This is a genomic window from Brevundimonas sp. FG8, from assembly GCF_057808845.1.
The window spans coordinates 465,214-488,878 of the sequence record NZ_JBMDIU010000003.1 but is presented as its reverse complement, the minus strand read 5'-3'; the positions used below and the strand labels follow the sequence as shown (position 1 = coordinate 488,878).

Annotated in this window: 30 protein-coding genes; 21 read left to right on the top strand and 9 right to left on the bottom strand. The window is 68.5% G+C overall.

Going from position 1 to position 23,665, the window contains the following annotated elements:
• Window positions 1-102: 102 nt before the first annotated feature.
• Window positions 103-579: a GNAT family N-acetyltransferase gene (locus tag ACODRV_RS08710; RefSeq protein WP_488908056.1), complete on the top strand. Its 477-nt coding sequence runs from the start codon at window positions 103-105 to the stop codon at window positions 577-579.
• Between the two features lie 3 nt (window positions 580-582).
• Here the strand turns inward: ACODRV_RS08710 and ACODRV_RS08705 are convergent, their stop codons facing one another.
• Together ACODRV_RS08705 and ACODRV_RS08700 are read right to left on the bottom strand one after the other, a co-directional pair.
• The gene (locus tag ACODRV_RS08705; protein ID WP_141626279.1) at window positions 583-1,443 is read right to left on the bottom strand and encodes a hypothetical protein; all 861 of its coding nucleotides are present in this window, start codon (window positions 1,441-1,443) and stop codon (window positions 583-585) included.
• Window positions 1,433-2,341: an ABC transporter ATP-binding protein gene (locus ACODRV_RS08700; RefSeq protein WP_141626280.1), complete on the bottom strand. Its 909-nt coding sequence runs from the start codon at window positions 2,339-2,341 to the stop codon at window positions 1,433-1,435. The genes ACODRV_RS08705 and ACODRV_RS08700 overlap by 11 nt, the downstream gene beginning before the upstream one ends.
• Before the next feature lie 133 nt (window positions 2,342-2,474).
• Between ACODRV_RS08700 and ACODRV_RS08695 the strand changes: the two genes are divergently transcribed.
• The 3 genes from ACODRV_RS08695 (at window position 2,475) to ACODRV_RS08685 (ending at window position 6,514) form a co-directional block, all read left to right on the top strand.
• Entirely contained in the window at window positions 2,475-3,728 is a 1,254-nt protein-coding gene (locus ACODRV_RS08695; RefSeq protein ID WP_488908055.1) for an alkaline phosphatase family protein, read from the top strand.
• 26 nt (window positions 3,729-3,754) lie between these two features.
• A complete protein-coding gene (locus ACODRV_RS08690; protein ID WP_488908054.1) occupies window positions 3,755-5,065 on the top strand; it encodes a TCR/Tet family MFS transporter in 1,311 nt (436 codons plus the stop codon).
• A 75-nt stretch (window positions 5,066-5,140) separates the two neighbouring features.
• Window positions 5,141-6,514 (top strand): trypsin-like peptidase domain-containing protein, encoded by a 1,374-nt coding sequence (locus ACODRV_RS08685; RefSeq protein ID WP_488908053.1) that lies wholly within the window; start codon window positions 5,141-5,143, stop codon window positions 6,512-6,514.
• 4 nt (window positions 6,515-6,518) lie between these two features.
• Here the strand turns inward: ACODRV_RS08685 and ACODRV_RS08680 are convergent, their stop codons facing one another.
• Window positions 6,519-6,938: a VOC family protein gene (locus tag ACODRV_RS08680; protein ID WP_141626283.1), complete on the bottom strand. Its 420-nt coding sequence runs from the start codon at window positions 6,936-6,938 to the stop codon at window positions 6,519-6,521.
• A 71-nt stretch (window positions 6,939-7,009) separates the two neighbouring features.
• Here ACODRV_RS08680 and ACODRV_RS08675 point away from each other — a divergent pair, with 71 nt between their 5' ends.
• The 5 genes from ACODRV_RS08675 to ACODRV_RS08655 all read left to right on the top strand — a co-directional run bounded on the left by ACODRV_RS08675 (window position 7,010) and on the right by ACODRV_RS08655 (window position 10,813).
• Window positions 7,010-8,314: a replication-associated recombination protein A gene (locus ACODRV_RS08675; protein ID WP_488908052.1), complete on the top strand. Its 1,305-nt coding sequence runs from the start codon at window positions 7,010-7,012 to the stop codon at window positions 8,312-8,314.
• Between the two features lie 94 nt (window positions 8,315-8,408).
• On the top strand, window positions 8,409-8,864 hold the full coding sequence (locus ACODRV_RS08670) for a hypothetical protein (protein ID WP_141626285.1): 456 nt from the start codon (window positions 8,409-8,411) through the stop codon (window positions 8,862-8,864).
• A 45-nt stretch (window positions 8,865-8,909) separates the two neighbouring features.
• Complete coding sequence (locus ACODRV_RS08665) at window positions 8,910-9,329, top strand: hypothetical protein (RefSeq protein ID WP_488908051.1); 420 nt, start codon at window positions 8,910-8,912, stop codon at window positions 9,327-9,329.
• Window positions 9,326-10,051, top strand: coding sequence for an RluA family pseudouridine synthase (locus ACODRV_RS08660; RefSeq protein WP_488908050.1), 726 nt, complete (start codon window positions 9,326-9,328; stop codon window positions 10,049-10,051). The genes ACODRV_RS08665 and ACODRV_RS08660 overlap by 4 nt, the downstream gene beginning before the upstream one ends.
• Before the next feature lie 258 nt (window positions 10,052-10,309).
• Entirely contained in the window at window positions 10,310-10,813 is a 504-nt protein-coding gene (locus tag ACODRV_RS08655) for a CC0125/CC1285 family lipoprotein (protein ID WP_141626288.1), read from the top strand.
• Window positions 10,814-10,954: 141 nt separating this feature from the next.
• On the opposite strand, the gene ACODRV_RS08650 is transcribed toward ACODRV_RS08655, so the two are convergent.
• Together ACODRV_RS08650 and ACODRV_RS08645 are read right to left on the bottom strand one after the other, a co-directional pair.
• Window positions 10,955-12,193, bottom strand: coding sequence for a hypothetical protein (locus tag ACODRV_RS08650; RefSeq protein ID WP_488908049.1), 1,239 nt, complete (start codon window positions 12,191-12,193; stop codon window positions 10,955-10,957).
• A gap of 141 nt (window positions 12,194-12,334) precedes the next feature.
• Window positions 12,335-12,736 (bottom strand): hypothetical protein, encoded by a 402-nt coding sequence (locus ACODRV_RS08645; protein ID WP_488908048.1) that lies wholly within the window; start codon window positions 12,734-12,736, stop codon window positions 12,335-12,337.
• Window positions 12,737-12,781: 45 nt separating this feature from the next.
• On the opposite strand from ACODRV_RS08645, the gene crcB reads away from it, so the two are divergent.
• From crcB to ACODRV_RS08605, 8 genes are all read left to right on the top strand, one after another.
• The gene (crcB, locus tag ACODRV_RS08640) at window positions 12,782-13,168 is read left to right on the top strand and encodes a fluoride efflux transporter CrcB (RefSeq protein WP_488908047.1); all 387 of its coding nucleotides are present in this window, start codon (window positions 12,782-12,784) and stop codon (window positions 13,166-13,168) included.
• A 77-nt stretch (window positions 13,169-13,245) separates the two neighbouring features.
• Entirely contained in the window at window positions 13,246-14,223 is a 978-nt protein-coding gene (locus ACODRV_RS08635; RefSeq protein ID WP_488908074.1) for an RluA family pseudouridine synthase, read from the top strand.
• Window positions 14,220-14,888 (top strand): HAD-IA family hydrolase, encoded by a 669-nt coding sequence (locus tag ACODRV_RS08630; protein WP_488908046.1) that lies wholly within the window; start codon window positions 14,220-14,222, stop codon window positions 14,886-14,888. Before ACODRV_RS08635 ends, ACODRV_RS08630 begins: the two co-directional genes overlap by 4 nt.
• A 14-nt stretch (window positions 14,889-14,902) precedes the next feature.
• On the top strand, window positions 14,903-15,664 hold the full coding sequence (locus ACODRV_RS08625; RefSeq protein ID WP_141626293.1) for an ATP12 family chaperone protein: 762 nt from the start codon (window positions 14,903-14,905) through the stop codon (window positions 15,662-15,664).
• A 147-nt stretch (window positions 15,665-15,811) separates the two neighbouring features.
• A complete protein-coding gene (locus ACODRV_RS08620; protein WP_141626294.1) occupies window positions 15,812-16,261 on the top strand; it encodes a hypothetical protein in 450 nt (149 codons plus the stop codon).
• Entirely contained in the window at window positions 16,258-16,548 is a 291-nt protein-coding gene (locus tag ACODRV_RS08615) for a winged helix-turn-helix domain-containing protein (RefSeq protein WP_488908045.1), read from the top strand. The genes ACODRV_RS08620 and ACODRV_RS08615 overlap by 4 nt, the downstream gene beginning before the upstream one ends.
• Window positions 16,545-16,874: a low molecular weight protein tyrosine phosphatase family protein gene (locus tag ACODRV_RS08610; RefSeq protein WP_488908044.1), complete on the top strand. Its 330-nt coding sequence runs from the start codon at window positions 16,545-16,547 to the stop codon at window positions 16,872-16,874. The genes ACODRV_RS08615 and ACODRV_RS08610 overlap by 4 nt, the downstream gene beginning before the upstream one ends.
• Window positions 16,875-16,970: 96 nt before the next feature.
• Entirely contained in the window at window positions 16,971-17,252 is a 282-nt protein-coding gene (locus ACODRV_RS08605) for a hypothetical protein (protein WP_488908043.1), read from the top strand.
• Window positions 17,253-17,291: 39 nt separating this feature from the next.
• Here the strand turns inward: ACODRV_RS08605 and ACODRV_RS08600 are convergent, their stop codons facing one another.
• On the bottom strand, window positions 17,292-17,954 hold the full coding sequence (locus ACODRV_RS08600; RefSeq protein ID WP_488908042.1) for a hypothetical protein: 663 nt from the start codon (window positions 17,952-17,954) through the stop codon (window positions 17,292-17,294).
• Between the two features lie 156 nt (window positions 17,955-18,110).
• Here ACODRV_RS08600 and ACODRV_RS08595 point away from each other — a divergent pair, with 156 nt between their 5' ends.
• Entirely contained in the window at window positions 18,111-18,353 is a 243-nt protein-coding gene (locus ACODRV_RS08595) for a hypothetical protein (protein WP_488908041.1), read from the top strand.
• Here ACODRV_RS08595 and ACODRV_RS08590 read toward each other — a convergent pair whose 3' ends face one another.
• Window positions 18,354-18,794, bottom strand: a complete 441-nt coding sequence (locus ACODRV_RS08590; protein WP_488908040.1) for a MarR family winged helix-turn-helix transcriptional regulator — start codon at window positions 18,792-18,794, stop codon at window positions 18,354-18,356.
• A gap of 85 nt (window positions 18,795-18,879) precedes the next feature.
• Between ACODRV_RS08590 and ACODRV_RS08585 the strand changes: the two genes are divergently transcribed.
• Both ACODRV_RS08585 and ACODRV_RS08580 read left to right on the top strand, forming a co-directional pair.
• A complete protein-coding gene (locus ACODRV_RS08585) occupies window positions 18,880-19,557 on the top strand; it encodes a glutathione S-transferase family protein (RefSeq protein ID WP_488908039.1) in 678 nt (225 codons plus the stop codon).
• 1 nt (window position 19,558) lies between these two features.
• On the top strand, window positions 19,559-20,089 hold the full coding sequence (locus ACODRV_RS08580; RefSeq protein WP_141626302.1) for a dihydrofolate reductase family protein: 531 nt from the start codon (window positions 19,559-19,561) through the stop codon (window positions 20,087-20,089).
• On the opposite strand, the gene ACODRV_RS08575 is transcribed toward ACODRV_RS08580, so the two are convergent.
• A complete protein-coding gene (locus ACODRV_RS08575; protein ID WP_488908038.1) occupies window positions 20,074-20,844 on the bottom strand; it encodes a pseudouridine synthase in 771 nt (256 codons plus the stop codon). The genes ACODRV_RS08580 and ACODRV_RS08575 overlap by 16 nt on opposite strands.
• A gap of 1 nt (window position 20,845) precedes the next feature.
• Entirely contained in the window at window positions 20,846-21,481 is a 636-nt protein-coding gene (locus tag ACODRV_RS08570) for a DUF938 domain-containing protein (protein WP_488908037.1), read from the bottom strand.
• Between the two features lie 210 nt (window positions 21,482-21,691).
• Here ACODRV_RS08570 and ACODRV_RS08565 point away from each other — a divergent pair, with 210 nt between their 5' ends.
• The gene (locus ACODRV_RS08565) at window positions 21,692-23,536 is read left to right on the top strand and encodes a phosphoenolpyruvate carboxykinase (GTP) (protein WP_141626305.1); all 1,845 of its coding nucleotides are present in this window, start codon (window positions 21,692-21,694) and stop codon (window positions 23,534-23,536) included.
• Window positions 23,537-23,665: the final 129 nt, after the last annotated feature.

Sequence of the window (23,665 nt, the reverse complement as noted above, 5' to 3'; positions counted from 1 at the left end):
TGGGGCAAAGAAGGGGCGGCGGGCGAAAGCCTGCCGCCCCTTTCTCGTTCGTGGTCTTCCGCCGTCGGGCTCGCTTCCCCAGATGGAGGCTCCGGAGGGCCCATGCCGACACCTGACCCTGTCATCATCATCGCGCCGTACCGGCCCGACCACGCTTCCGCTTGGCGGTCGCTGAACGAGGACTGGCTGGTGGCGGGCGGCTATGCGCTGGAAGCCAAGGACCAGCTGGTGCTGGGCGACCCCGAGGGGGCGATCCTGAGCAAGGGCGGCCACATCTTCATCGCCGAGCGGGACGGGGCGCCGGTCGGCTGCTGCTCGCTGATGGCGATGGATGACGGCGGCTATGAGGTCGGCAAGATGGCCGTGCTGGCGGCGGCGCGCGGGCTGAACCTCGGGTATCAACTGCTGGAGGCCTGCGAGGCCACCGCACGCGCCGCCGGAGCCCCGCGCCTGTATCTCGAGACCAACAGGGCCCAGACCCACGCCATCGCCCTGTACCGCCGCTTCGGCTTCACCGACCTGCCGCCACGCCCCAGCCCCTATGCGCGGGCGGATACGTGGATGGAGAAGCGGTTCTGACCGCTACTCCTTCGACAGGTCCTGCTTCCTGAACCACGCCAGGGCGCCGGCGAGGGGGAGGATGGTCCACAGGGTCAGACCGGTCAGGGCCTTCCACACCACCGCCCCGGTCAGGGGCGCGTCCAGAGGGCCTTCGACGGCGGCCTTCAGCGTGTCATAGGCCAGCCCCGGGAGCAGCAGTTGCAGCGTCCAGCCGCCGGGATCCATGCCGAACAGCGCCGGGCCGAGCTGACCGGCCAGGCTCTGGATGAAGCCCAGCGCCCACGGCACGATCAGGGCGGCCAGCAGGGAGCGCGTCATCACCGCCGCCAGCAAGCCGATCAGGGTGAACTGGACGATGCGGACATAGGATAGCAGCCAGGTCAGGGCGATGCCGCCGATGTCGCCCGCCGGGACCGAGAAGCTCAGCCCGCGCTGATAGACCATGGCCTGGGCGAGGAAGAAGATCAGGCTGGCCGCGAGGAAGAACAGGCTGCTGATGATGGCGATCAGCTTGACCACCCCGACCTTGGCCAGGAGCAGGGATGTGCGGTCATTGCGGGCGCTGATCAGTCGCCAGGTCTCCCAGCGATAGTCCCCGGCGTAGAGGGTGGCGGCGGCGATCAGCACGCAGATCAGCACAAAGCCGTTGGCGCAGCCGGCGGCGGCGAAGCCGAAGACATCGCCCAGATTCACCGCCTCGCTCGGGGCGGCGACGTTCAGTTTGGCGGCCTGGGCGGCCTTGTCGCCGTTGATCTTGCTGACCCAGTGGAACAGCACGCCGCCGATCGCGAACAGCAGGGGCGTCAGCAGGACGGAGATGAAGACCAGCACCCGGTTCAGGGAGAAGCGGTAGCTCTCGGCTTTCAGCGCATCAACGAGCATCGTCGGCCTCCTGCACGGCGCCCGTCTCGGTGAAGAAGATGCTTTCAAGGTCGGCGCCGACCCATTTGGCTTCGTGAATGTCGACGCCCTGTTCGACCAGGGCCCGGATCAGGGCCGGGGCGTCCGGGCGCTTGATCTCGGCCAGCACGGCCTCGCCGTCGCGGGTGGCGCGGACGCTGAGGGCGCCCAGCACCTTCTCGACCGGCGTGCCGATCAGGCGCAGGCGTTCGCCGCCGGCCGCGGTCAGGTCGCTGACCGCGCCCTCCAGCACCAGCTTGCCCTTGTTCATGATCGCCACGCGGTCGCAGATACGCTGGACCTCGCTGAGCTGGTGGCTGGCCAGAATGACGGTCACGCCGTCGTCGGCGGCCAGCGAGCGGATCAGGCCGCGCATCTCCTGAATGCCGGGCGGGTCCATGCCGCTGGTCGGCTCATCCAGAATGACCAGATCGGGCCGGGTCATCAGCGAGGCGGCGATGCCGAGACGCTGCATCATGCCGACCGAGAAGCCGCGCACCTTGCGGTCCGCCGCCCGGGTGAGGCCGACGCGCTCCAGCCAGTAGGGGATGTCGGCGTCCCTGGCCGTCCCATGCTCCAGCGCCAGCCAGCGCAGCACCATCCGGGCGGTCATGTAGGGCGGGAAGCGCGGCGTCTCGATCATCGAGCCCATGCGGCGCATGGCGGCCGGATCGCCGATGGCGCCGCCCATGACGGTCGCGGATCCGTCCGTCGGACGGATCAGGCCCAGCAGGATGCGGAACAGCGTGGACTTGCCCGCCCCGTTCGGCCCCAGCACGCCATAGACCCCGCCCTTGGGAATGGTCAGATCAAGCCCGTCCAGGGCGCGCACGTCGCCATAGATCTTGGTCAGGCCGCGAGTTTCGATAACAGCGCTCATAAAGCGCAGGTTGAACGTGTGTCGGGTCCGCTGGCAAGGCGCTTCGCATTAAGCTTTTGCAACCGCGACGTCCGGTCGTCGTGCGCCTGTCGCCGAGACCGACTAGGCAGCCGGCTTCTGTACGGAGTCCGCCATGTTCCTTCGCGCCCTGTCCCTGACCGTCGCCGCCGTATCGGCTCTGGCGATGGCCCCGACGACCGCGGAGGCGCAGGCTCCGGCCCCGGCTCCGGCGGTGCAGCGCGAGCGGCCGGTGATCCTGATCGGCATCGACGGCTTCCGGGCCGATTATCTGGACGCGGCGCGGACCCCGACCCTGTCGCGACTGGCCGCTGAGGGCGTGCAGACCGTGGACGGCATGCGCCCGTCCTGGCCCAGCGTGACCTTCCCGAACTTCTATACGCTGGTGACCGGCCTGCACCCCGACCACCACGGTCTGGTCTACAACACCATGAACGATCCGGACCTGCCGGGACGCCGGTTCTCGCTGGGCAACCGGACCGAGGTGATGGACCGGGTCTGGTACGACGCCGGCGAGCCGATCTGGGTGACGGCTCATAAGGCGGGTCTGCGCAGCGCCGCCATGTTCTGGCCGGGCTCGGAAGCGCCGGTGCGCGGCGTGCGCCCGGATTACTGGGTCCCCTATGAGAAGGGCGTGCCGTCGCTGTCGCGGGTCAACATTCTGCTGGGCTGGATGAGCCTGCCTCCGGAGGAACGCCCGGCCATCTCGACCCTGTATTTCGACATCGTCGACACCCAGGGGCACACGTTCGGCCCGGACGCGCCGGAAACCCTGCAAGCCGTCGCTGACGTCGACACCGCGATCAAGGCTCTGGTCGAGGGACTGGAGAAGCTGAACCTCGACGCCGATCTGGTCATCGTGGCCGATCACGGCATGGCGGCCCTGTCGGGCGAGCGAGTGGCCTTCCTCGATGACCTGATCGACCCGGCGGCGGTCAATGTGACGGCGTGGGGGGCGGTCGTGTCGCTGGATTCTGTCCCGGGCCGCGAGGCCGAGGTCGAGGCGGCCCTGCTGGGTGTGAAGCCGCACATGGAGTGCTGGCGCAAGGGCGACATCCCCGCGCGTCTGGCCTATGGAACCCACCCGCGCATCCCGGCCATCGTCTGTCTGGTGCAGACCGGTTGGACCGTCGCCCTGCGCGGGCGCGTCGATCCGTCTAGGATCCGGGGCGGGGGGCACGGCTTCGACAACCAGGCGCCCGAGATGCGCGCCCTGTTCATCGCCCACGGCCCGGCTTTCGCATCGGGCGTGCGCCTGACCGAGATGGACAGCATCGACGTCGAGCCCCTGCTGGTCCGGCTGCTGGGCGTCACCGGCCCCGCCGTCGACGGACGACCCGAGGACACCCTGCCGGCGATGGCGCGCTGACGCCCGGCGGGCTAGAACCGCCGCCGATGAACGCCCTGAATGATCTGAAAGTCCGCCGCGCGGCCATCGCCTTCATTCTGGTGACGGCGGTGCTCGACATCATCGCCATGGGGATCATCATCCCCGTGCTGCCACACCTGATCGAGGAGTTCGTCGGGTCAAATGCCCAGGCTGGCTGGATCAATGGCGTCTTCGTGGCCCTCTGGGCGGGGATGCAGTTCATCTGCTCGCCCATCATCGGCTCGCTGTCGGACAAGTACGGCCGCCGTCCGGTCATCCTGATCAGCTGCGCCGGTCTGGCGCTGGACTATGTGCTGATGGCGCTGGCGCCGAACCTGTGGTGGCTGGCGGCCGGGCGGATCATCGCCGGGATCACTTCGTCCAGCTTCACCACCGTCTTCGCCTACATGGCCGACATCACCGCGCCGGAGAAGCGGGCCAAGGCCTATGGGCTGATCGGCGCGGCCTTCTCGGGCGGCTTTGTGCTTGGGCCGGTGCTGGGCGGCTTCCTGGGCGAGCTGGGGCCGCGCGCCCCCTTCTGGTTCGCCGCCGTCCTGTCGGGCGTGGCCTTCCTGTACGGCCTGTTCGTCCTGCCCGAGAGCCTCGTGCCCGAGAAGCGGATGCCTTTCAGCTGGAAGCGGGCGAACCCCGTCGGCGCCCTGATCCTGCTGAAACGCCATGCGGAGCTCAGCGGCCTCGCGGTCGTGAACTTCCTGCTCTACTTCGCCCACCACGTCTTCTCGGCGGTGTTCGTGCTGTACGCGGGCCTGCGCTACGGCTGGGGGCCGTTGCAGGTCGGGATGCTACTGGCCCTCGTGGGCGTGCTGGACATGATCGTGCAGGGCCTGCTGGTGGGGCCGGTCTCCAAACGCTTCGGCCAGCGAAGGACGCTGGTGCTGGGCCTGATCGGCGGCACCGTCGGCATCGCCCTGATGGGCTGGGCGCCGACCGGCTGGGCCTTCATCGCCGCCATGCTGCCCAACGCCCTGTGGGGCCTCGCCATGCCGACGATTCAGGCCCTGATGACCCGCCGCGTCGGCGAGGATGAGCAGGGCCAGCTTCAGGGCGCGAACAACAGCGTCGGGGCCATCGCCGGCGTGCTTTCGCCCCTGTTCTTCGGCTGGCTCTACACCCATTCGACCGGCGGTCAGTTCCAGAGCGTCGCGCGCTGGATCGAGGGCTGGGCGGGGCAGGGGCCGGCCTCGCGCCTTCTGGTCGGCGGCCTTTATGATCCGGGATTGGCCTTCTACGTCGCGGCGGGCGTGCTGCTGCTGGCGGCGGTGATCGGCTGGGTCGTGGGACGGCAGGCGTCCCGGGCCGAGGCGTCGGGCGCCTGATCGCGTCGCCTTGATCCGGCCCGAAATCCGTAGCCGTATGGGAACGTCTCTCCCGCCTTTGCCTTACGGATGATGATGAAGACCGGCTCTCTCGCGATCGCACTCGCCCTCACGCTCGCCGCCTGCGGACAACCCTCGAACTCCAAGGCGCAGGACGGCGTCTTCTCCGACAACCGGGTCGTGCCCGGCGACGCCATGGCGATGAAGTCCAGCTTCGCGCCGGTTGTCCGCACCGCCGCCCCGGCCGTGGTCAACATCTCCGCCCGCGGCGTGCAGCAGGTCCGCGATCCCTTCTTCGGCATGCCGGGACAGCGTGAGACCGGCTCGGTCGGCTCGGGCGTCATCGTGCGTGAGAACGGGGTCGTGGTGACCAACTACCACGTCGTCAACGGCATGAGTTCGATCCGCGTCATCCTGAACGACCGGCGCGAGTTCGACGCCCGTGTGGTTCTGGGCGATGAGCGCTCCGATCTGGCGGTGCTTCAGCTGCAGGGCGTCAACGAGCGCCTGCCGACCCTGAACATCGATGATCGCGAGGAACAGCAGGTTGGCGATCTGGTGCTGGCCATCGGCAATCCGTTCGGCGTCGGCCAGACCGTGACCAACGGCATCATCTCGGCCCTCAACCGGACCGAGACGAACATTTCCGACAGCGGCTCCTTCATCCAGACCGACGCGGCCATCAACCCCGGCAACTCGGGCGGGGCGCTGGTCGACATGGACGGCGACCTGATCGGCATCAACTCGGCCATCTTCTCGCGCTCGGGCACCTCGTCCGGCGTCGGCTTCGCCATCCCGGCCTCGATGGTGAAGCGGGTGGTCGACAACGCCGTCGGCGGCGCCACCATCGTCGTGCGCCCCTGGTTGGGCGTGAAGGGCGAGACGGTCAGCGCCGACATCGCCCGCAGCCTCGGCCTCGAACGGCCGCAGGGCATCGTCATCACCCAGGTCTGGAACAACGGGCCGGGCGACCGAGCGGGCCTGCGCGAAGGCGACCTGATCACCGCCGTCGACGGCGCCGAGATCAACGATCAGGGGGGGCTCAATTTCCGCGTCGGCCTGCATGACCCCAACGAGACGGTGGAGGTCACCTATCTGCGTGACGGCCGCCGTCAGACGGTCAACGCCCGCATCAGCAGCCTTCCGGGCGATCCGGATGTCGACAAGGCCACCACCATCCAGACCGGCGCCCTGTCCGGCGCCCGGGTCCTGGCCCTGAACCCGGCGCTGGCGGATGCGCTGGGCGGCGATCCGTTCTCCAGCGGGGTCATCATCGGCGGGGTGCAGCGCGGCAGCTACGCCAACCGCGCCGGTTTCCAGGGGGGCGACGTGGTCGTGGCCGTCAACGGCCGTCCGGTGACCAGCGTGGGCCAACTGGCCAATGTCGGGCGCGGGGCCGAGGTCAGCATCAATCGCCGCGGCCGGACCATCACCGGCGTGATGCGCTGATCGCCTATTTCCGGATGGGGGATCCGATCGACCAGGTGTGGCCGAACGGATCCTTCAACTGGCCGTAGCGGTCGCCCCAGAACTGGTCTTCCAAGGGATACAGCGGCACGCCGCCGGCCAGAATGGCGCGGTTCCACCACTCGTCGGCGTCGTCGACCTGAAGATGCAGGACCACGCCGGTCGGCACGATATCCTGTTGGCCGTTGAACTCGGGAAACTCGTCGGCCAGCAGCACGCTGGCGCCGTTGATCAGCAGGTGGGCGTGCATCAGCCGCTCGCCGTCCTCGGCGGGCATGCGGCGCACCTCCTCGGCTCCGAAGGCGCGCTGATAGAATTCGATGGCCGCCTGTCCGCCGCGCGAGGGGATGGTCAGGTGAGGCGAGACGCCGGTGATCGGGCCCATGGGCTTGTTGTCGTCGGCCATCTCGTTCTCCTCGGACCCTGGGCACAGTAACGCGTGAAAAACCGAGCGGTTACGCCTATCTGTGACGGGCAATGACCGATCTGTTCGAAGCCTCCGGCATCCATCCCCCCGACGCTCCTCTGGCCGACCGCCTGCGGCCGCAGACGCTACAGGAGGTGGTCGGGCAGGATCACCTGCTGGGGGAGGGCGGGCCGATCCGGCGCATGATCGAGGCGGGCCGTCTGGGCTCGATGATCCTGTGGGGACCGCCCGGCACGGGCAAGACCACCATCGCCCGCCTGCTGGCCAGGGCGGCGGGCTATCAGTACCAGCAGATCAGCGCCGTCTTCTCGGGCGTGGCCGATCTGAAGAAGGCGTTCGAGCAGGCGCGGATGCGCCGCGCCGCCGGTCAGTCGACCCTGCTCTTCGTCGACGAAATCCACCGCTTCAACCGCGCCCAGCAGGACGGCTTCCTGCCGTTCGTGGAGGAGGGGATCGTCACCCTCGTGGGGGCCACGACCGAGAACCCGTCGTTCGAGCTGAACGGGGCCCTGCTGTCGCGCTCGCAGGTCTATGTGCTGAAGCGGCTGGACGACGCGGCGCTGGATCAACTGTTGATCAGGGCCGAGGCGATGGAGGGCAAAAGCCTGCCCCTGACGCCGGAATCCCGCCACGCCCTGCTGGCTCTGGCCGACGGCGACGGGCGTTACCTGCTGACCATGTCGGAGGTGCTGTTCGATCTGACGGCGACCGAGCCTCTGGACGTGCAGGCGTTGGCGGGCATCCTCCAGAAGCGCGCACCGGCTTATGACAAGAGCAGAGAAGAGCACTACAACCTCATATCCGCGCTGCATAAATCGGTTCGCGGGTCGGACCCGGATGCGGCCCTCTACTGGCTGGCGCGGATGCTGAACGGGGGCGAGGATCCCCTGTATCTGGCGCGCCGGATCGTGCGGATGGCGGTCGAGGACATCGGTCAGGCCGACCCCCTGTCCATCCTCGTCGCCAATGCGGCCAAGGACACCTACGACTTCCTCGGCAGCCCCGAGGGCGAGCTGGCGTTGGCGCAGGCGGTGGTCCACCTCGCCACCGCGCCCAAGTCGGTCGGGGTGTACGAGGCCTACAAGGCGGCCAGGCGCGCGGCGGCCGAAACCGGCTCCCTGATGCCGCCCGCCCACATTCGCAACGCGCCGACCAAGCTGATGAAGTCGCTCGGCTACGGCGAGGGTTATCAGTACGATCCCGACACCGAGGACGGCTTTTCGGGCGCTGACTTCTTCCCCGAGGGGATGGAGCGCCGCACCTTCTACAAGCCCAAGGGCGAGGGGCACGAAGCCAAGGTCAGGGAACGGCTGGAACGCTGGGCCGAGTTGCGGGCGCGGAAGTCGGGACAGTAGTATCGACCATGCCGGAAACGCGCGGTTTCCCACCGTTGCCGTAACCCTGTTTCCGGCGCATCGTCCCTCCATCACATGACCTTGGGAGGGGACCATGACTGATACCAACACGATGACTGTCCGCACGCCCTGGCACCTTTGGGTGGTCGGGGTGCTGTCTCTGCTGTGGAACGGCTTCGGCGCCTTTGACTTCATCAGCACCACCACGCGGGGCGAGGCCTATTTCCGCGAGTCCGGCTTCGATCAGCCGATGATCGACTATTTCAACGCCATGCCGACCTGGATGTATGTCCCGTGGGTGCTTGGCGTCTGGGGCGCGGTGATCGGCACGATCCTGCTGCTGGTCCGGCGCAGATGGGCGGTGCACGCCTTCGCCCTGTCGTTCCTCGGCGCGCTGGTGAGCCTGATCTACGGCAAGTTCATCGATGCGCCGCCTCCGCCGCCGCCGGGCATGGAGATGATGCAGTGGATGCCGTTCGTCATCCTCGCCATCGCCGCCTTCCTGCTCTGGTACGCCTGGAGCATGGCGAAGAAGGGCGTTCTGCGCTGACAGGAACGGCTTGGGTCGGGTGCGGATCGTGCTAAGCGGTCGGGCATGCAGATCGTCGCTCCCCGCCGCACCCTGACCCTCGCCGCCGCCTGCCTGATCGGGGTGGGGGTGCTGATCCAGTGGCTGCTGGGCTATCGGCTCAATCCGGGCTCGGCGCCGCTGGTCGAGATCGTGGCGCTGGTCCTGTGCGGCGCGGCCATCATCCTGATGGTGGCTCCGCAGGCGCGGGGACGGCCGCTGATGGGCGCCGGTCTGGGCTTCATCCTGATGTGCTGGGCGGTTCATCTGAACGCCCGCCTGTCCGTCTTCCTCGAGACCGAGGCGGGCGGCGACGTCATCGGCGCCCACCGCATCCTTCTGGCCACCCTGTTCGCGGCGCCGTTCGCCGGCCTGATCGTCGGCGTCATCTGCGGCCTGCTGGTCCGCGCCGGCCGCATCCGCTTTACGCCCAAGGCGGCTTCGTGAGCACTCGCGCCCCCGTCGTCCTGACGCCTGAAGAGATCGCCGCCGTTCGCTCGTGGGTGATCCACGAGGACGAGCATGTTCTGGCGTTCAACAAGCCGTCCGGCCTGTCCAGTCAGGGCGGGCGGATTCAGGCGCATACGCTGGACGACCTGCTGTGGGCCTTCATGCGCTCGAACGGCAAGCGGCCCGAGCTGGTGCATCGGCTGGATCGCGACACCTCCGGCGTCATCATCGCCGCCCGGACCAAGCCCGCGGCGGGCTTTCTCGGCAAGGCGATGCAGGCGCGACGGTTCAGGAAGACCTATCAGGCCCTGCTGTCGGCGGCGCCCGAGCCGCGCGCCGGGACCATCGACACCCCCCTGATGCGGCAGGAGATCGGGCGCGAGAGCTACACCCGCGCCGTCACCGCCGACACGCCGGGCGCCCAGGCCGCGCTGAGCCGCTATCGCACCCTGTCGTCGTCGGAGGAGGGGGCTCTGGTCGAGCTGGACCCCGCCACCGGCCGGATGCACCAGCTGCGCGTCCACATGGCCTCCATCGGCCGTCCGATGGTGGGCGACGTCCGCTACGGCGGCGCGCTGACCTTCGCCGGTCGCGCGGCGCCGAGGCTGATGCTCCACGCGTCGAAGCTGGTCTTCCCGCACCCGTCCGGCGGCTACGTCACCGTCGAGGCGCCGTTGCCGGAGGACTTCCTGGCGCTGAAGGCGGCGGGGGGGCTTTAACCCTCCGTCTCTCCGGCTTCGCCGTCGAGCCACCTCCCCACTGCGTGGAGAGGTTAAACCCCTCCGTCACGGCGCGAAGCCGCGCCGCGCCACCTCCCCACTGCGTGGAGAGGTGAATTCCAGCCTCACCTCTCCAGCGAAGCTGGGGAGGGGGATCATGCGAGCCGGAGGCGAAGCATGGTGGAGGGGTGAAGCCGCCGCCGCTGGCCGGAACCACCGTCCGCCGCTACGGTTACCTCCCCAATACGGAGCACCGTCATGAAGCGCCTTGTCCTGCCTGTGATCCTCGCCGCCGGTCTCGGCCTGTCGGCCTGCGCCAGCCTGGCCCCCTACGGCGCCCAGCAGTCCGCGCGCGGGCAGGGCTATTCCGAGCAGCGGATCGAGAACAACCGCTACCGCGTCACCTACAACGGCGTCGGCGCGCCCGGGCCGGTGGCCGACTACGCCCTGCTGCGCGCCGCGGAACTGACCACCGCGCAGGGCTATGACTGGTTCGAGGTCACCCAGCGCTGGATCGACGGCAGCCCCGACAGCGCCGGCGGCGTGCGCCCCAGCGTGGGCGTCGGCTACGGCGGCGGCAGCTATCGCGGGCCCTATGGCAGCCGGTACTCCACCTCCGGCGTGGGCGTAGGCGTCGGCCTGAACTTCAGCGGCCCGTCCCCGACCTCGACCTCGCTGGAAGTCGTCATGGGCCGTGGCGCGAAACCGGATCGCCCGGAGGTGTATGACGCCCGGGGGGTGCAGGATGCGCTGCGGCGGTAAGTGAATAGTGGCTAGTGGTTAGTGGATCGCCGCCGCCGATATCCGGCGAAGCGGGCTCGGCTCGTGACGCCGCCACCCACTAATCACTAATCACCAATCACTTCCCGGCACGACGCCAGCCGGTCAGCGCCGGCGCCTGCGTCAGCGCCCCCGCGTCAGCGCCCGGTACTCCACCAGCCGTTCCTTGTCGCGGCGGACCTGATCGGCGACGGCGTTGTCGACGTCCAGCGAGGCGTAGCGGACCCAGCCGTCGACGCCGAGCTTCTCCTGAACCGCCGCCACCGGCGTGCGCCAGCGGAAGTAGGACAGCCAGCTGACCCCGAGGCCCAGCACCACCGCCAGCGCCTGCAGGGCGCGGAAGGCGACGGCGTCGGTCGGGGCGGGCTCCAGCAGGAAGATCGCCAGCCAGACGATAAACACCAGCGGCGTCATGATCCGCTGCGCCCAGCGCATCCAGTAGCGCTCGCGCCGGACACGCCACAGCTCCATCTGAACGTACTTTTCGAGGTACTCCATCCGCGCCCCGATCCACATGGTCAGGCGGGTCAGATAGAGGGCGCGGCGGCCCCAGCCCTTGCCGTCCATCTGGTACTGGGTCTCGGCCTGATCGGCCATGGCGCGGGCGCTGGTGAACAGGTTCTGCAGCTCGCGCGTCCGGGTCACGATCTCGCGCGACAGCTCGTAGGAGTCGTTCTCCAGCTGGAACCGGTACTGGATGAACAGGATCGCCTGCGCGGCCCAGAAAATCCCGACCACGGCCAGCATGGCGGCGACGGCGAGACCGAGCCCCATGGGCGGCGAACCGGTCCAGGCCGAGAACCAGGTCGGCCCCAGCGTGGCCAGCAGGGTGAAGCCGATCAGGGCGGCCAGCTGGCTGCCCCGCTTGACCGAGACGTGCACCATCAGCGCCCTGAACACCCGGCGGCCGTAGTCGTGGATCAGCTTGCGGATGTCGCTGTCGACCGGGAAACGTTCCTCGATCTGGCGGCTGAACAGGACGTGGAAGCGGTCCGGCTTGCCCTCGGTCTCCCAGAAGGGGAACAGGTCCAGCGGCTGGTTGAAATACTCGTCGATATGGCTCGACACCGCGGCCACCGAGGCCGGATCGTAGGAGAAATACTCGCTGTCCTGAATGGGGCGCAGGATGCCGTCGGCGCTGCGCAGCGGCGGCGCCGAGGTGTGCGAGGTCGGCTGCGGCGCCTCGCGGTTCGGGGCCTCCTGCGCGCCCGGCGGCGGCGGGTTCGGCGCGGCCTGCAGGCGCTCGTCGGCGCCATTGCCGCCGTGGCCGCCGTCGTTCAGTGCGCCGAACGGCTCGGGCTCCGGCGCATTGTGCGGATGCGCGTTGGGGTTCGGGGCGTGGTTGTGATCGTCGTGCGACATGGCGCTTCGGCGGTCCCTTGAGTCTCGATGGACGCGACTATGGCAGATCACGCCGCCCGGCGGACGGTGTTCTCTCACGACGCGAAGCGCCGCTGTTCAGCTATCGCTGTTAACCTTGCCCGGGGGCAAGTGAAGTTTCGGTCAGGAGGGCCATGTGGGCTGCAGCGCCCAGATCAGGGCCGCCCCTCCGACGACCGAGAATGGCGCGATCAGCCGCACGGCAGTCACCGGGATGCGCGCCGCCCACCAGGTCGAATAGGTCGAGTGCCAACGCCGAGGCAGAACCGCCAGAACCAGCGCCGACACGATCAGGAAGCCGCCGAATACGGTCAGGATCAAAGGCGCGTGCGAGAGCTCGGCTGCGCCGATGATCGCCGCGCCGATCAGGGCCCGGACGGCCATCTCGCCGAAATGGATGGCGGGGCTGCTTCCCATGGCGCCGAGAACGCCCAGCGCCTGACGCGGCCTGAGCCCCATCCAGACGCCGAGGCCGATGAGCCAGAGGCCCGCGGTCAGGCCAACGATCTGTGCAACGCCCGCCACGCGCGATCCCTTCGCAATGCCGCAATCGGCGCTATAAGCCGCACCATGACACGTTTTCTCATCGTTGCAGCCGGGGGCGCGCTCGGCGCCATGGCCCGCTACGGGCTGGGGCGACTGCTGCCCGTGACGGCGGGCTGGCCTTGGCCGACGCTGACGGCCAATGTGGTCGGCGGGCTGCTGATGGGCGTGCTGACCGGCTGGTTGGCCTTCAGGGGCGGGACGCACGGCGAGAACATCCGCCTGTTCGTCGCCGTCGGCGTGCTGGGCGGCTTCACCACCTTCTCGGCCTTCTCGCTGGAGACGGCCCTGATGATCGAGCGCCGTCAGTTCGCCATGGCTTCGGGCTATGTCGCCGTTTCGGTGGTCGTGTCGATCACCGCCCTGTTTATCGGCCTGATGCTGGCCCGCCGCGCTTTCGGAGCCGCACTTTGACCGACGAGACGTACAATCCCGCTGACGGCGAGCCCGCCGATGCGACCCCGGACGCCCCCAAACGCGAGGTCCAGACGATCTATGTGGCCGAGGCCGAGGACGGCATCCGGCTGGACCGCTGGTTCCGTCGCCGCTGGCCGCACCTGTCGAATATCCAGGTGCAGAAGATGGCCCGCAGCGGCCAGATCCGCGTCGACGGCGCCCGCATCAAGCCTGAGGGCCGCCTGACCGCCGGCGCCGCCGTGCGTGTGCCGCCGATCCCGGACGACACCTCGCGGCAGGCGGGCGACGCCCATACCCTGTCCGAGAAGGACATCGCCTTCGCCAAGTCGCTGGTCATCTACGAAGACGACATGGTCATCGCCCTGAACAAGCCGCACGGTCTGGCCGTGCAGGGCGGCACCAAGACCAGTCGTCACGTCGATCGCCTGCTGGGCGCTTGGGGCGAGGGGATGGACCGTCCGCGTCTGGTGCACCGCCTCGACCGCGACACCTCGGGCGTGCTGCTGCTCGGCAAGGGACCGGAGGCGGCCAAGCGCCTCGCCGGCGCCTTCGCCCGCCGTCAGGCCAAGAAGACCTACTGGGCCATCGTCATCGGCAACCCCAAGCCGTCGGCGGGCCAGATCGACATGCCGCTGAAGAAGACCGGCATCAACGACTTCGAGATGATGCGCCCGGCCGAGCGCAAGGATCCGCGCGCCGAACCCGCCGAAACGGCCTTCACCACCATCAGCCGCGCCGCCCACCGCGCCGCGTGGATGGCCCTGCGCCCCTTCACCGGCCGCACCCACCAGCTGCGCGCCCACATGGCCGCCATCGGCCACCCGATCCTGGGCGATCCCAAATACGGTGACGACAAGTCGCGCGACCTGTCCGGTGGCCTGAAGCTGCAACTGCATGCCCGCCGCATCGAGCTGGACCATCCCGCGGGCGGCAAGCTGATCGTCGAGGCGCCGATGGGCCCCGAGATGAAGGCCGGCTTCGCCCACTTCGGCTTCGACCCGCACGAGGCGGATGGGGAAGACCCGTTCGAGGGAGTCCGCCGCCAGCGATGAGACCCCTCGCAGTTTTCGATATCGACGGCACCCTGGTGGACAGCCGGGCCTCCATCCACCGCGCGGCGGTGGAGGCGGCGCGCGACATGGGCCTGCCGGAACCTGAGTACGACCGCGTCCGCATGATCGTGGGCCTGAGCCTGCACAAGGCCCTGCATACGCTGGAGCCCCAGCTGACCGACGCCGAACTGGCCGACTTCGTGGCCGGCTTCCAGCGCAGCTTCCGCCGGATGTACGAGGCCGGGCACGAGGAGCCGCTATACGACGGCGCCATGGACCATCTGCGCCGCCTGCACCGGGACGGCTGGCGTCTGGCGCTGGCCACCGGCCAGAACCGCCGCGGCGTGGCCCGCAATCTGGCGCGTCAGGGTTGGGGCGAAATCTTCCTGTCCTCGCACTGCGCCGAGGACGGCCCCGGCAAGCCGGACCCAGCCATGCTGCACGCCGCCATGGCCGCCTGCGGCGCGGATGCGGCCTCGACCGTGATGATCGGCGACACCGCGCATGACGCCGCCATGGCCGTCAACGCGGGCGTCCTGCCGCTGGGCGTCGGCTGGGGCTTCCATACGGCCGAGGAACAGATCGCTGGCGGCGCCCGCCATGTGGCGAAAAGCTTCGGCGAACTGAACGTGGTGCTGGACGGCTTCGCCCGCGCCGCCGCCTGATTTCGAGAGTTTCGATGTCGCATATCCCCCCGCTTGATCCCATGGTCGCCGCGAAGAAGGGCTTTCGCGAGTCCGAGGAGCGACTGAAGCGCTTCTGGAAGGTCGTGGACTTGTCGGAAGGCGAGGGCGGCTGGACCGTCCTGCTCGATGGCCGCGCGCCGAAGACGCCCGCCCATGCGAAGCTGACCCTGCCGACCGGGGCCTCCGCGCGTCTGGTCGCCGACGAATGGGCCGCGCAGGGCGAGTTCATCGACCCCGCCACCATGCCCGCCACCCGTCTGGCCTCGACCGCCATCGACCGGGTCAGTCAGGTGCGCGAGGCCGTGGCCGACGAGGTCGCCGCCTATGCCGGGTCTGACCTGCTCTGCTACCCCGCCGAGGCGCCCGGCTCGCTGGTCGAGCAGCAGGCGCGCGAGTGGGGGCCGTGGCGCGACTGGGCGCGGGAACTGGGCGTGCCGCTGGCGCTGGCCGAGGGCATCACCCACAAGCCGCAGGACCCCGCCGCCGTCGCCCGCGTGCGCGAACTGGCGCTGGAGCTGGACGACTTCGCCCTGACCGGTCTGGCCGCCGTCACGCCCCTGCTGGGCTCGGCCGTGCTGGGTCTGGCGGTCCAGCGCGGCGTTCTGGGCGGCGAATTGGCCTTCGACCTGTCCCGCATCGACGAGGCCTTCCAGGAATCCCGCTGGGGCGTGGACGAGGAGAACGCCCTGCGCACCGCCGCCCGCCGCGCCGAGGCCGTGCTGTTCGACCGGTGGTTCCGCAGTCTCGAAGCCTGACCCCTCCGTCTCTCCGGCTTCGCCGTCGAGCCACCTCCCCACTGCGTGGAGGGGTTGTCCGATCTCACTTTCCAATCCGGAAAATTATCACTTGCCATCATGGAAAGTGACGTCTAGCTTTCCAACATGGAAAGTGAGGAGGTCGCCATGACGGAGAACCAAACCCCCGAGGAAGCCCTCGCCGCCATCAGGGCCGCGCGGGGCGAGGTGGGACGGTCGCTGGACTATCACCCGATCTGGGATGTGGTCGGCGGCATCCCCGTGGCCGTTATGGTCGGCGGGCAGGGCCTGCCGCCGCCGTGGAGCACCCTGACGGTCGTGTTCGGCATCCTCGGCGTCGTCTGGATGATGAACGCGTGGAAGGCCCGCTACGGCTGGTGGGTGAACGGCTACAGCCCCAGGAAGGCCCGCTGGGTTTCCTACGCCCTGGTCGCCCTGATCCTGCCGCTGATGGTCTCGGGTCTGTGGACCAGCTTGTGGGACGGCCCCTGGTGGCTGCCGCTGGTCAACGCGGTCATCGCCTGGGTCATCATGTCCATCGGCAGCCGCGTCTGGATGAAGGTCTATCGCAAGGAACTGGCCGGGGCCGACGCATGAGCGACGTGCCTGTCTTCGACCCCCTCTTGCACGCCCCCGGCCGCCTGCAGATCGGCGCCATCCTGTCCCGCGTCGACGAGGCCGAGTTCGCCATGATCCGCGATGCCATCAAGGTCTCGGACTCGGTCCTGTCCAAACACCTGAAACAGCTGGAAGACGCCGGCTACATCAAGCTGACCAAGGCCGCGCAGGACGGTCGGCAACGCACCTGGATCAACTTCACCATGACCGGCAAACTGGCCTTCAAGGCCCATGTGGCGGAGTTGCAGAGGTTGGCGGGGGCTTGAAAAACCTCCTCTTCCTCTGCTCCCGAAACCGTCTGCGCTCGCCCACCGCCGAGCAGGTGTTCGCGCGCCACCCCGGCGTCGAGACCGCCTCCGCCGGGCTGGCGCCGGATGCGGAGGAGGAGTGTTCGGTCGAACTTGTTGAACGGGCCGACATCATCTTCGTGATGGAGAAGGCGCACCGGTCGAAGTTGCAGCGCCGCTTCGGCAAACACCTGAAGCGCGCCCGGGTGATCTGCCTCGACATCCCCGACGACTACGCCTTCATGCAGCCCGAGTTGGTGGCCCTTCTGGAGAAGAAGGTGGAACCGCACCTTCGTCGCCTATAGATTGATGTGTGTTAACTTCACCAAACTTTGAGTTGTGATCCAGTGTCCCGGCGCGTCCCATCCATTTGCGCAAAAAGCGCAATCAGGGAGGATCGTATGTTCAACAGGATCAGAAGCCTCGCCGTCGTCTCCGCCGTGGCCTTCGCGGCTGTCGGCCTCACGGGAGCGACCGCGCTCGACTATCCGCCGGAGCACACCGGCTACATCTACGACTGGTACCATGACGCCGCGAAAACCCAGTACGGCGGCACCGTATCCGATTCCGGTTGCGGCGGCTGGGGCGAGAACCGCTGGGTCCAGCGGGCGTATGTGCCGTCCGGCTACTATGACACCTATGTGGCCTTCTACTGCGGGCCTTACGGCATGGAGCCGATCTAGGAGCGTGTCCTTCTCTCCTTCGGGGGAGAAGGACTGTCCTCACTCCACCAGAGCATTCGCCGCGATCACCACGCCGGTCGTCGCCGCGAACAGTCCGAACGCCCACAGTCCCGCCCGCCGGCCGGTCATGCCCTCGACCGACATCAGCCAGCGGCGCTGGATGGCGATGTACCAGATGGTGGCGACGAGAATGACCAGGGCGCCCAGCAGCGTCGTCCACAGGGCGTCGTCCCGCACGCCCATCGAGCCGAGGCTGACCAGAATGGACGTCGCGCCGGACAGGTAGCACTGGGCGAAGAAGGGCGGGCGCAGGGTGTCGCGCTCGATCTTGCGGCCAGACAGGTGCAGCCACGCCCAGGCGAAGACCAGCGGGTGCAGGGCGAACATCAGGGCGCGGAAGATCAGCAGGTTCTGGTCGCTGGCGGTGATCATCGCACCCAGCCCGGTATGGCGCCCCTCGACCCCGAAGCCGGCGATCAGCTCGATCCCGTGCGCCAGCAGGATGCTGAGCACCAGGAACATCGGCGGGCTCAGGGTTTCCAGATACTGCTTTTCCGGCTTGTCGCGCTGCTCGGCGTCCGAATACCGCATGGTCTTCAGCGGATGGCGCAGCGTCATCAGCAGGGTGCGCGGATAGAACAGCAGCCACGACATGACCTCATAGAGCAGCTCTTCCACCGAGCGCAGGATGGTCAGGAACATGGGCGGTCTCCCCTTGTGGGCCGACCACCCTGGCACGAAACCCTGACGGTTTCTCGTGTTGACGTGACGACAGCCGCGAATCGGCCCAACCGTGATGCACGTATAGAGAGTAATCGCGATTTCTCCAGACCCCGAAAGGAGGTCAGGGCCATGTGGATGCGAGGATTGGAAGGCGCGGTCCGGGTGCGTTGTCCGGAGTGTTGCGAGGCCGACTGGCGCACCCGGATCGAGCTGGAGAGCGACCGCCCGTTCATCTGCTACATGTGTCTGTGCCGAAGCCCCAAACCCTTGCCCGCGCAGGGGCTCAAGGAGGGCTGCGCCGCCCGCCTGCGCTCCGTCGGCCGCCGCGTCGGTGGAATATTCCGTCGCCGGAATGGTGAAGACGGGGCGGTGGTCTGATCAGGGCTTGAGAAGACGGCGCAGATCGGCGCGGACGCGGTCGCCGCCGCCGTCCTCCAGTTCCGCTTCAACCTCCTTGTGGGTCTCGACCCAGATCGGCGTGGCCCGCGACAGCAGGTCTTTCCCCGCCGCCGTCAGGCCGACCCGGCGTCCGCGCCGGTCATCGGGATCCACCGTGGAGAGCACCGCGCCGGCGCGCTCCAGCGGTTTCAGATTGGCCGTCACCGTGGAGCGATCCATGGCCAGGGTCTCCGCCACCTGACCGATGGTCGGCGGGGCAGGGCGGTTCAGGCTGTTCAACAACGAGAACTGCCCGCTGGTCAGGCCGAGCGGCCGGAACACCTCGTCGAACCGCCGCGACAGCGCCCGCGCCGCCTGCTGCGCATGCAGGCACAGACAGTGATCCCGGATGTGCAGGGTGGTCGCGAAGGGCTCGGTCACGTTTGACATGCTCCGAGATAGGTTGATATCAACTCAAACGTCAAGAACTGACCCGGCCTCAGGGCCCGACAAGAGGAAATGTCCCATGATCCAGGTCTCCGCGTTCAAATGGGTGCCGCCCTTCGCCCAGGGGTCGGTGCGCGATCTGCGTGTGCGCTGGGCGCTGGAAGAGGCCGGGCTGGGCTATGATGACCACCTGATCGGGTTCGAGGATCAGGCGACGCCTGACTATCGCGCGCTGCAGCCCTTCGGTCAGGTTCCGACTTATCGCGACGGCACGGTCGAGATGTTCGAGAGCGGGGCCATCGTTCTCTGGATCGCCCAGACCTCGGACCAGCTGATGCCCGCCGATCCCGCGGGCCGGGCCATGGTCATGACCTGGCTGTTCGCCGCCATGAACAGCGTCGAGCCCTTCGTGGCCGAGCTGGCGGGCATCGACCTGTTCAACGCCGACAAGGACTGGGCCAAGGCTCGCCGCCCGGAGGTCGAGGCCTTCCTGCGCAGGCGGTTGGGCGATCTGCAGACCGCGCTGGGGGACCGCCGCTGGTTCGCCGACGACCGGTTCAGCGCCGCCGACATCCTGATGACCCACGTCCTGCGCGACCTGCGCCACACCGACATCGTCGCCGACTTCCCGGCTCTGGCCGCCTATGTCGCCCGTTGCGAGGCTCGTCCCGCCTTCAGGCGCGCGCTTGAGGACCAGATGAAGCCCTTCCGCGCCGCCGAGGCGAAGAATCCGGCCCTGACCGGGGGGGCCGCCTGACGTGGCCCGTCTCGTCTTCGGCATGAACCAGTCGCTGGACGGCTACGTCGACCACGACGCCTTCGCCCCCGACGCCGTCCTGTTCCGCCACTTCATCGAGCAGGTGCGGGGGCAGGCGGGCAGTCTCTACGGCCGTCGCCTCTACGAGATCATGGCCTACTGGGATGAGGACCGCCCCGAATGGACGGCTGATGAGCGTGAGTTCGCGGAAGGCTGGCGCGCGCATCCGAAATGGGTGGTGTCGAACTCGCTGAAATCGGTCGGCCCCAACGCCACCCTGATCTCCGGCGACGTCGAGGCGGCGATCCGCGAACTGAAGACGGAAGTCGAGGGCGAGATCGAGGTCGGCGGCCCGAAACTGGCGCACAGTCTCGGCCAGATGGGCCTGATCGACGCGTACCGCATCTATCTGCACCCCTATGTAACCGGCGGCGGCGCGCCCTATTTCGCCGGGCCGCGCCCGCCGCTGCATCTGGTCAGCAGCGAGCGCATCGGCGCGGAAGCCATCCTGCTGACCTACGAGCCGGCCTGACCGCCCCGGATCAGTGCGTCCCGTTCTTCCGCCGTCAGCATCCGCCATTTGCCCTCGGGCAGGTTGTCCAGCTTCAGCGGGCCGATGCGGACGCGGAGCAGGTCGGTGACCTCCAGCCCGACCATCTCGCACATCCGGCGGATCTGACGATTCCGGCCCTCGCGCAGGATGAATTTCAGCCGGTGGGACTCCATCCGACTGACGTAGGCAGGGCGAAGCTGGCGGCCGTCCAGCATCAGGCCGTGACGCAGCATCTTCAGCTTCTTCTCGGTGATGTCGCCGGTGACGCGGACCAGATATTCCTTGTCCAGATCGGACTCCGGCCCGATCACCGCCTTGGCCACCACCCCGTCGGACGACAGCATCAGGAGGCCGCGAGAGTCCTCGTCCAGCCGCCCGATGGGGGGCAGGGAGACGTCGCCCGGAACCTCGCCGGGTCCGACCTGGGTGCCCGCGCTGATCAGGCGGATGGCCGGCAGCTTGTCGGGCTCGGGCTGACCGGAGACATAGCCGACCGGCTTGTGGATCACGACGGTGATGCCCTCGGCCAGCTGGGCCGTCGCCGCATCGCTCAGCGTGAGGGTCTGACCCGTCTCCAGCTTGCGGCCCGCGTCGCGCACCACCTCGCCGTCGATGGACACCAGCCCGTCGGCGATCAGGGCGTCGGCCTCGCGCCGGGAACAGACGCCCGACTGGCCCAGCCATTTGTTGATCCGGACGGGCTCGGCGCCGTCATAGGTTTTCGTCCACGCCATCTCAGACCGCCCGGAACAGAAGCATGATGTTGTTGGCCGGCATGGCGATCCTTCGGGTGAACGACAGCCCGGCCGTCTTCGCCTCGGCGATCACGTCATCCCGGTCGCGCAGGCCCCACTCGGCGTTACGGGTCTTCAGGCTGACGTCGAAGTCGGCGTTGGACGGGGCCAGGTCGACCTCCGCCTCACGATAGGGGCCATAGACCGCCAGCAGGCCGCCCGGGCGCCGCAGGGTCCGCCCCGCCAGTCGCATCAGCCCTTCGGTCGCCGCCCAGGGGCTGATGTGGATCATGTTGATGCAGACCATCGCCTCGACACTGGCGGTCGGCCAGCCGGTCTCGTCCAGCATGTCCAGCGCGACGGGCGGGTTCAGGTTGGGCAGTTGCGCCTGCGCGGCCCAGGCGGCCATGCTGGCTCGGGCCTCCGCGGACGGATCGCTGGGCGTCCAGTCCAGTCCCGGCAGTCCGGCCGCGAAGGCGACGGAGTGCTGGCCGCTGCCGCCCGCGATCTCCAGCACCCGGCCGCGCGCGGGCATGTGCGCCTTCAGAACCTCCAGGATCGGCCCGGCGTTGCGGATCGAGGCGGGCGAGTTCAGTCCGCCTTCGGGCGTCGCGGTCAGGTCGTCCATCGTCTGCATGGCCGCCGGATACCCCGACCGCGCCCGGTTCGCGACCGGAAAGTGCGGGACGGGCTTCGGCGAACCGGTCCCACAGGCACAAAGTTGCACCGGTTGACGATGGTCCGGGTTCGGTGTCATTCCGGCTGAAACACTGCGTGAACACCGCGCACAAGGGAGCGGTCACGGGGGCGGCAAAGACCTCCGGGCCAGACGGTTCAGGAGACCACCATGCCCCACTCGATCCCCGGCCTTCTGCCGGCCCCGACCCGTCACGCCGGGCTCATCGCCTGGGTTCAGGAGATCGCGGCGCTGACCAGGCCCGCCCGCGTCCACTGGTGCGACGGTTCGCAGGCCGAGAAGGACGCCATCGTCGCCGACCTGATCGGCAAGGGCACGCTGAAGGCGCTGGACCCGGTCAAGCGTCCGGGCAGCTATTACGCCGCTTCGGACCCCCGGGACGTCGCCCGCGTCGAGAGCCGCACCTTCATCTGCTCGGCCAATGAGATCGACGCCGGTCCGACCAACAACTGGGCCGACCCGGTCGAGATGCGCGCCCGAATGGCGGGCCTGTTCGACGGCTGCATGGCCGGCCGGACCATGTATGTCGTGCCCTTCTCGATGGGGCCGCTTGGCTCGAAGATCAGCGCGCTGGGCGTCGAGATCACCGACAGCGGCTATGTCGCCGTCTCCATGGGCATCATGACCCGCATGGGTCAGCCGGCGCTGGATGTGCTGGGCGACGACGGTGTCTTCGTGCCCGCCGTCCACACCCTCGGCGCGCCGCTGGCGGAGGGTCAGGCCGACGTGCCGTGGCCCTGCAACGACGACAAGTGGATCGTCCACTATCCCGAGACCCGCGAGATCTGGTCCTACGGTTCGGGCTACGGCGGCAACGCCCTGTTGGGCAAAAAATGCTACGCCCTGCGCATCGCCTCGGTCATGGCCCGCGATGAGGGCTGGCTGGCCGAGCACATGCTGATCCTCAAGCTGACCAATCCGGAAGGGCAGGCGAAATACATCGCCGCCGCCTTCCCGTCGGCCTGCGGCAAGACCAACCTCGCCATGCTCCAGCCCGCCATTCCCGGCTGGAAGGCCGAGACGGTGGGCGACGACATCGCCTGGATGCGCTTCGGCGACGACGGCCGCCTCTACGCTGTGAACCCGGAAGCGGGCTTCTTCGGTGTGGCGCCCGGCACCAGCCGCAACACCAACCAGAACGCGCTGGCGACGCTGGCCTCGAACACCGTCTTCACCAACACCGGCCTGACGGAGGACGGCGATGTCTGGTGGGAAGGTCTGACGAAGGAGGCCCCCGCCCGGCTGACCAACTGGAAGGGCGCGGCCCACGATCCGGCCTCGGGCCAGCCCGCCGCGCATCCCAACGCCCGCTTCGCCGCCCCTGCGCATCAGTGCCCGACCATCGCGCCCGAATGGGAAGACCCGAAGGGCGTGCCCATCGACGCCATCCTGTTCGGCGGCCGCCGCGCCAGCGCCGTGCCGCTGGTCACCGAGGCCTTCGACTGGGAGCACGGCGTCTTCATGGGCTCGACGGTCGCCTCGGAAGGCACCGCCGCCGCCGAGAACAAGGTCGGCGAGCTGCGCCGCGACCCGTTCGCGATGCTGCCCTTCTGTGGCTACAACATGGGCGACTACTTCGCCCACTGGCTGTCGATGGGCGGCCGGACGGACGCCTCCAAACTGCCGCGCCTCTACTTCGTCAACTGGTTCCGCAAGAACGAGGACGGCAAGTTCATCTGGCCGGGCTTCGGCGACAACGCCCGCGTGCTGAAGTGGATCGCCGAACGTCTGGACGGCAAGGCCGAGGCCGTGGACACCCCGGTCGGTCGCGTGCCGTCGGTCGAGGCGCTGGACCTGTCGGGCCTTGAGCTGTCGGACGCCGACCTGTCGACCCTGCTGGACGTGGACGCCGAGGTCTGGGCCGAGGAAGCCGCCCTGATCCCCGAGTTCTACGCCACCTTCGGCGACCGCCTGCCCAAGGCCCTGTGGGACCAGCACGCGGCCCTGACCGCCCGCATCGACGCCCGCCGCGCCGCCGCCATCGCGGCGGAGTAGCAAATCAGGCGCGGTCGCCGCTCAAGCAGCGAGCGACCGCGTCTCGAGCGTTAGCGCCAAACCTTCGCTCAAGCAGCGAGCGACCGCGTCGCGAGCGATAGCGCCCTTGCAAAACAAGCGCGGCGGGTC

Coding starts and splice junctions, on each gene's coding strand:
- ACODRV_RS08710 (WP_488908056.1), top strand. CDS start 103: ATGCCGACACCTGACCCTGTCATCATCATCGCGCCGTACCGGCCCGAC.
- ACODRV_RS08705 (WP_141626279.1), bottom strand. CDS start 1,443: ATGCTCGTTGATGCGCTGAAAGCCGAGAGCTACCGCTTCTCCCTGAAC.
- ACODRV_RS08700 (WP_141626280.1), bottom strand. CDS start 2,341: ATGAGCGCTGTTATCGAAACTCGCGGCCTGACCAAGATCTATGGCGAC.
- ACODRV_RS08695 (WP_488908055.1), top strand. CDS start 2,475: ATGTTCCTTCGCGCCCTGTCCCTGACCGTCGCCGCCGTATCGGCTCTG.
- ACODRV_RS08690 (WP_488908054.1), top strand. CDS start 3,755: ATGAACGCCCTGAATGATCTGAAAGTCCGCCGCGCGGCCATCGCCTTC.
- ACODRV_RS08685 (WP_488908053.1), top strand. CDS start 5,141: ATGAAGACCGGCTCTCTCGCGATCGCACTCGCCCTCACGCTCGCCGCC.
- ACODRV_RS08680 (WP_141626283.1), bottom strand. CDS start 6,938: ATGGCCGACGACAACAAGCCCATGGGCCCGATCACCGGCGTCTCGCCT.
- ACODRV_RS08675 (WP_488908052.1), top strand. CDS start 7,010: ATGACCGATCTGTTCGAAGCCTCCGGCATCCATCCCCCCGACGCTCCT.
- ACODRV_RS08670 (WP_141626285.1), top strand. CDS start 8,409: ATGACTGATACCAACACGATGACTGTCCGCACGCCCTGGCACCTTTGG.
- ACODRV_RS08665 (WP_488908051.1), top strand. CDS start 8,910: ATGCAGATCGTCGCTCCCCGCCGCACCCTGACCCTCGCCGCCGCCTGC.
- ACODRV_RS08655 (WP_141626288.1), top strand. CDS start 10,310: ATGAAGCGCCTTGTCCTGCCTGTGATCCTCGCCGCCGGTCTCGGCCTG.
- ACODRV_RS08650 (WP_488908049.1), bottom strand. CDS start 12,193: ATGTCGCACGACGATCACAACCACGCCCCGAACCCCAACGCGCATCCG.
- crcB (WP_488908047.1), top strand. CDS start 12,782: ATGACACGTTTTCTCATCGTTGCAGCCGGGGGCGCGCTCGGCGCCATG.
- ACODRV_RS08630 (WP_488908046.1), top strand. CDS start 14,220: ATGAGACCCCTCGCAGTTTTCGATATCGACGGCACCCTGGTGGACAGC.
- ACODRV_RS08625 (WP_141626293.1), top strand. CDS start 14,903: ATGTCGCATATCCCCCCGCTTGATCCCATGGTCGCCGCGAAGAAGGGC.
- ACODRV_RS08620 (WP_141626294.1), top strand. CDS start 15,812: ATGACGGAGAACCAAACCCCCGAGGAAGCCCTCGCCGCCATCAGGGCC.
- ACODRV_RS08615 (WP_488908045.1), top strand. CDS start 16,258: ATGAGCGACGTGCCTGTCTTCGACCCCCTCTTGCACGCCCCCGGCCGC.
- ACODRV_RS08605 (WP_488908043.1), top strand. CDS start 16,971: ATGTTCAACAGGATCAGAAGCCTCGCCGTCGTCTCCGCCGTGGCCTTC.
- ACODRV_RS08600 (WP_488908042.1), bottom strand. CDS start 17,954: ATGTTCCTGACCATCCTGCGCTCGGTGGAAGAGCTGCTCTATGAGGTC.
- ACODRV_RS08595 (WP_488908041.1), top strand. CDS start 18,111: ATGCGAGGATTGGAAGGCGCGGTCCGGGTGCGTTGTCCGGAGTGTTGC.
- ACODRV_RS08585 (WP_488908039.1), top strand. CDS start 18,880: ATGATCCAGGTCTCCGCGTTCAAATGGGTGCCGCCCTTCGCCCAGGGG.
- ACODRV_RS08575 (WP_488908038.1), bottom strand. CDS start 20,844: ATGGCGTGGACGAAAACCTATGACGGCGCCGAGCCCGTCCGGATCAAC.
- ACODRV_RS08570 (WP_488908037.1), bottom strand. CDS start 21,481: ATGCAGACGATGGACGACCTGACCGCGACGCCCGAAGGCGGACTGAAC.
- ACODRV_RS08565 (WP_141626305.1), top strand. CDS start 21,692: ATGCCCCACTCGATCCCCGGCCTTCTGCCGGCCCCGACCCGTCACGCC.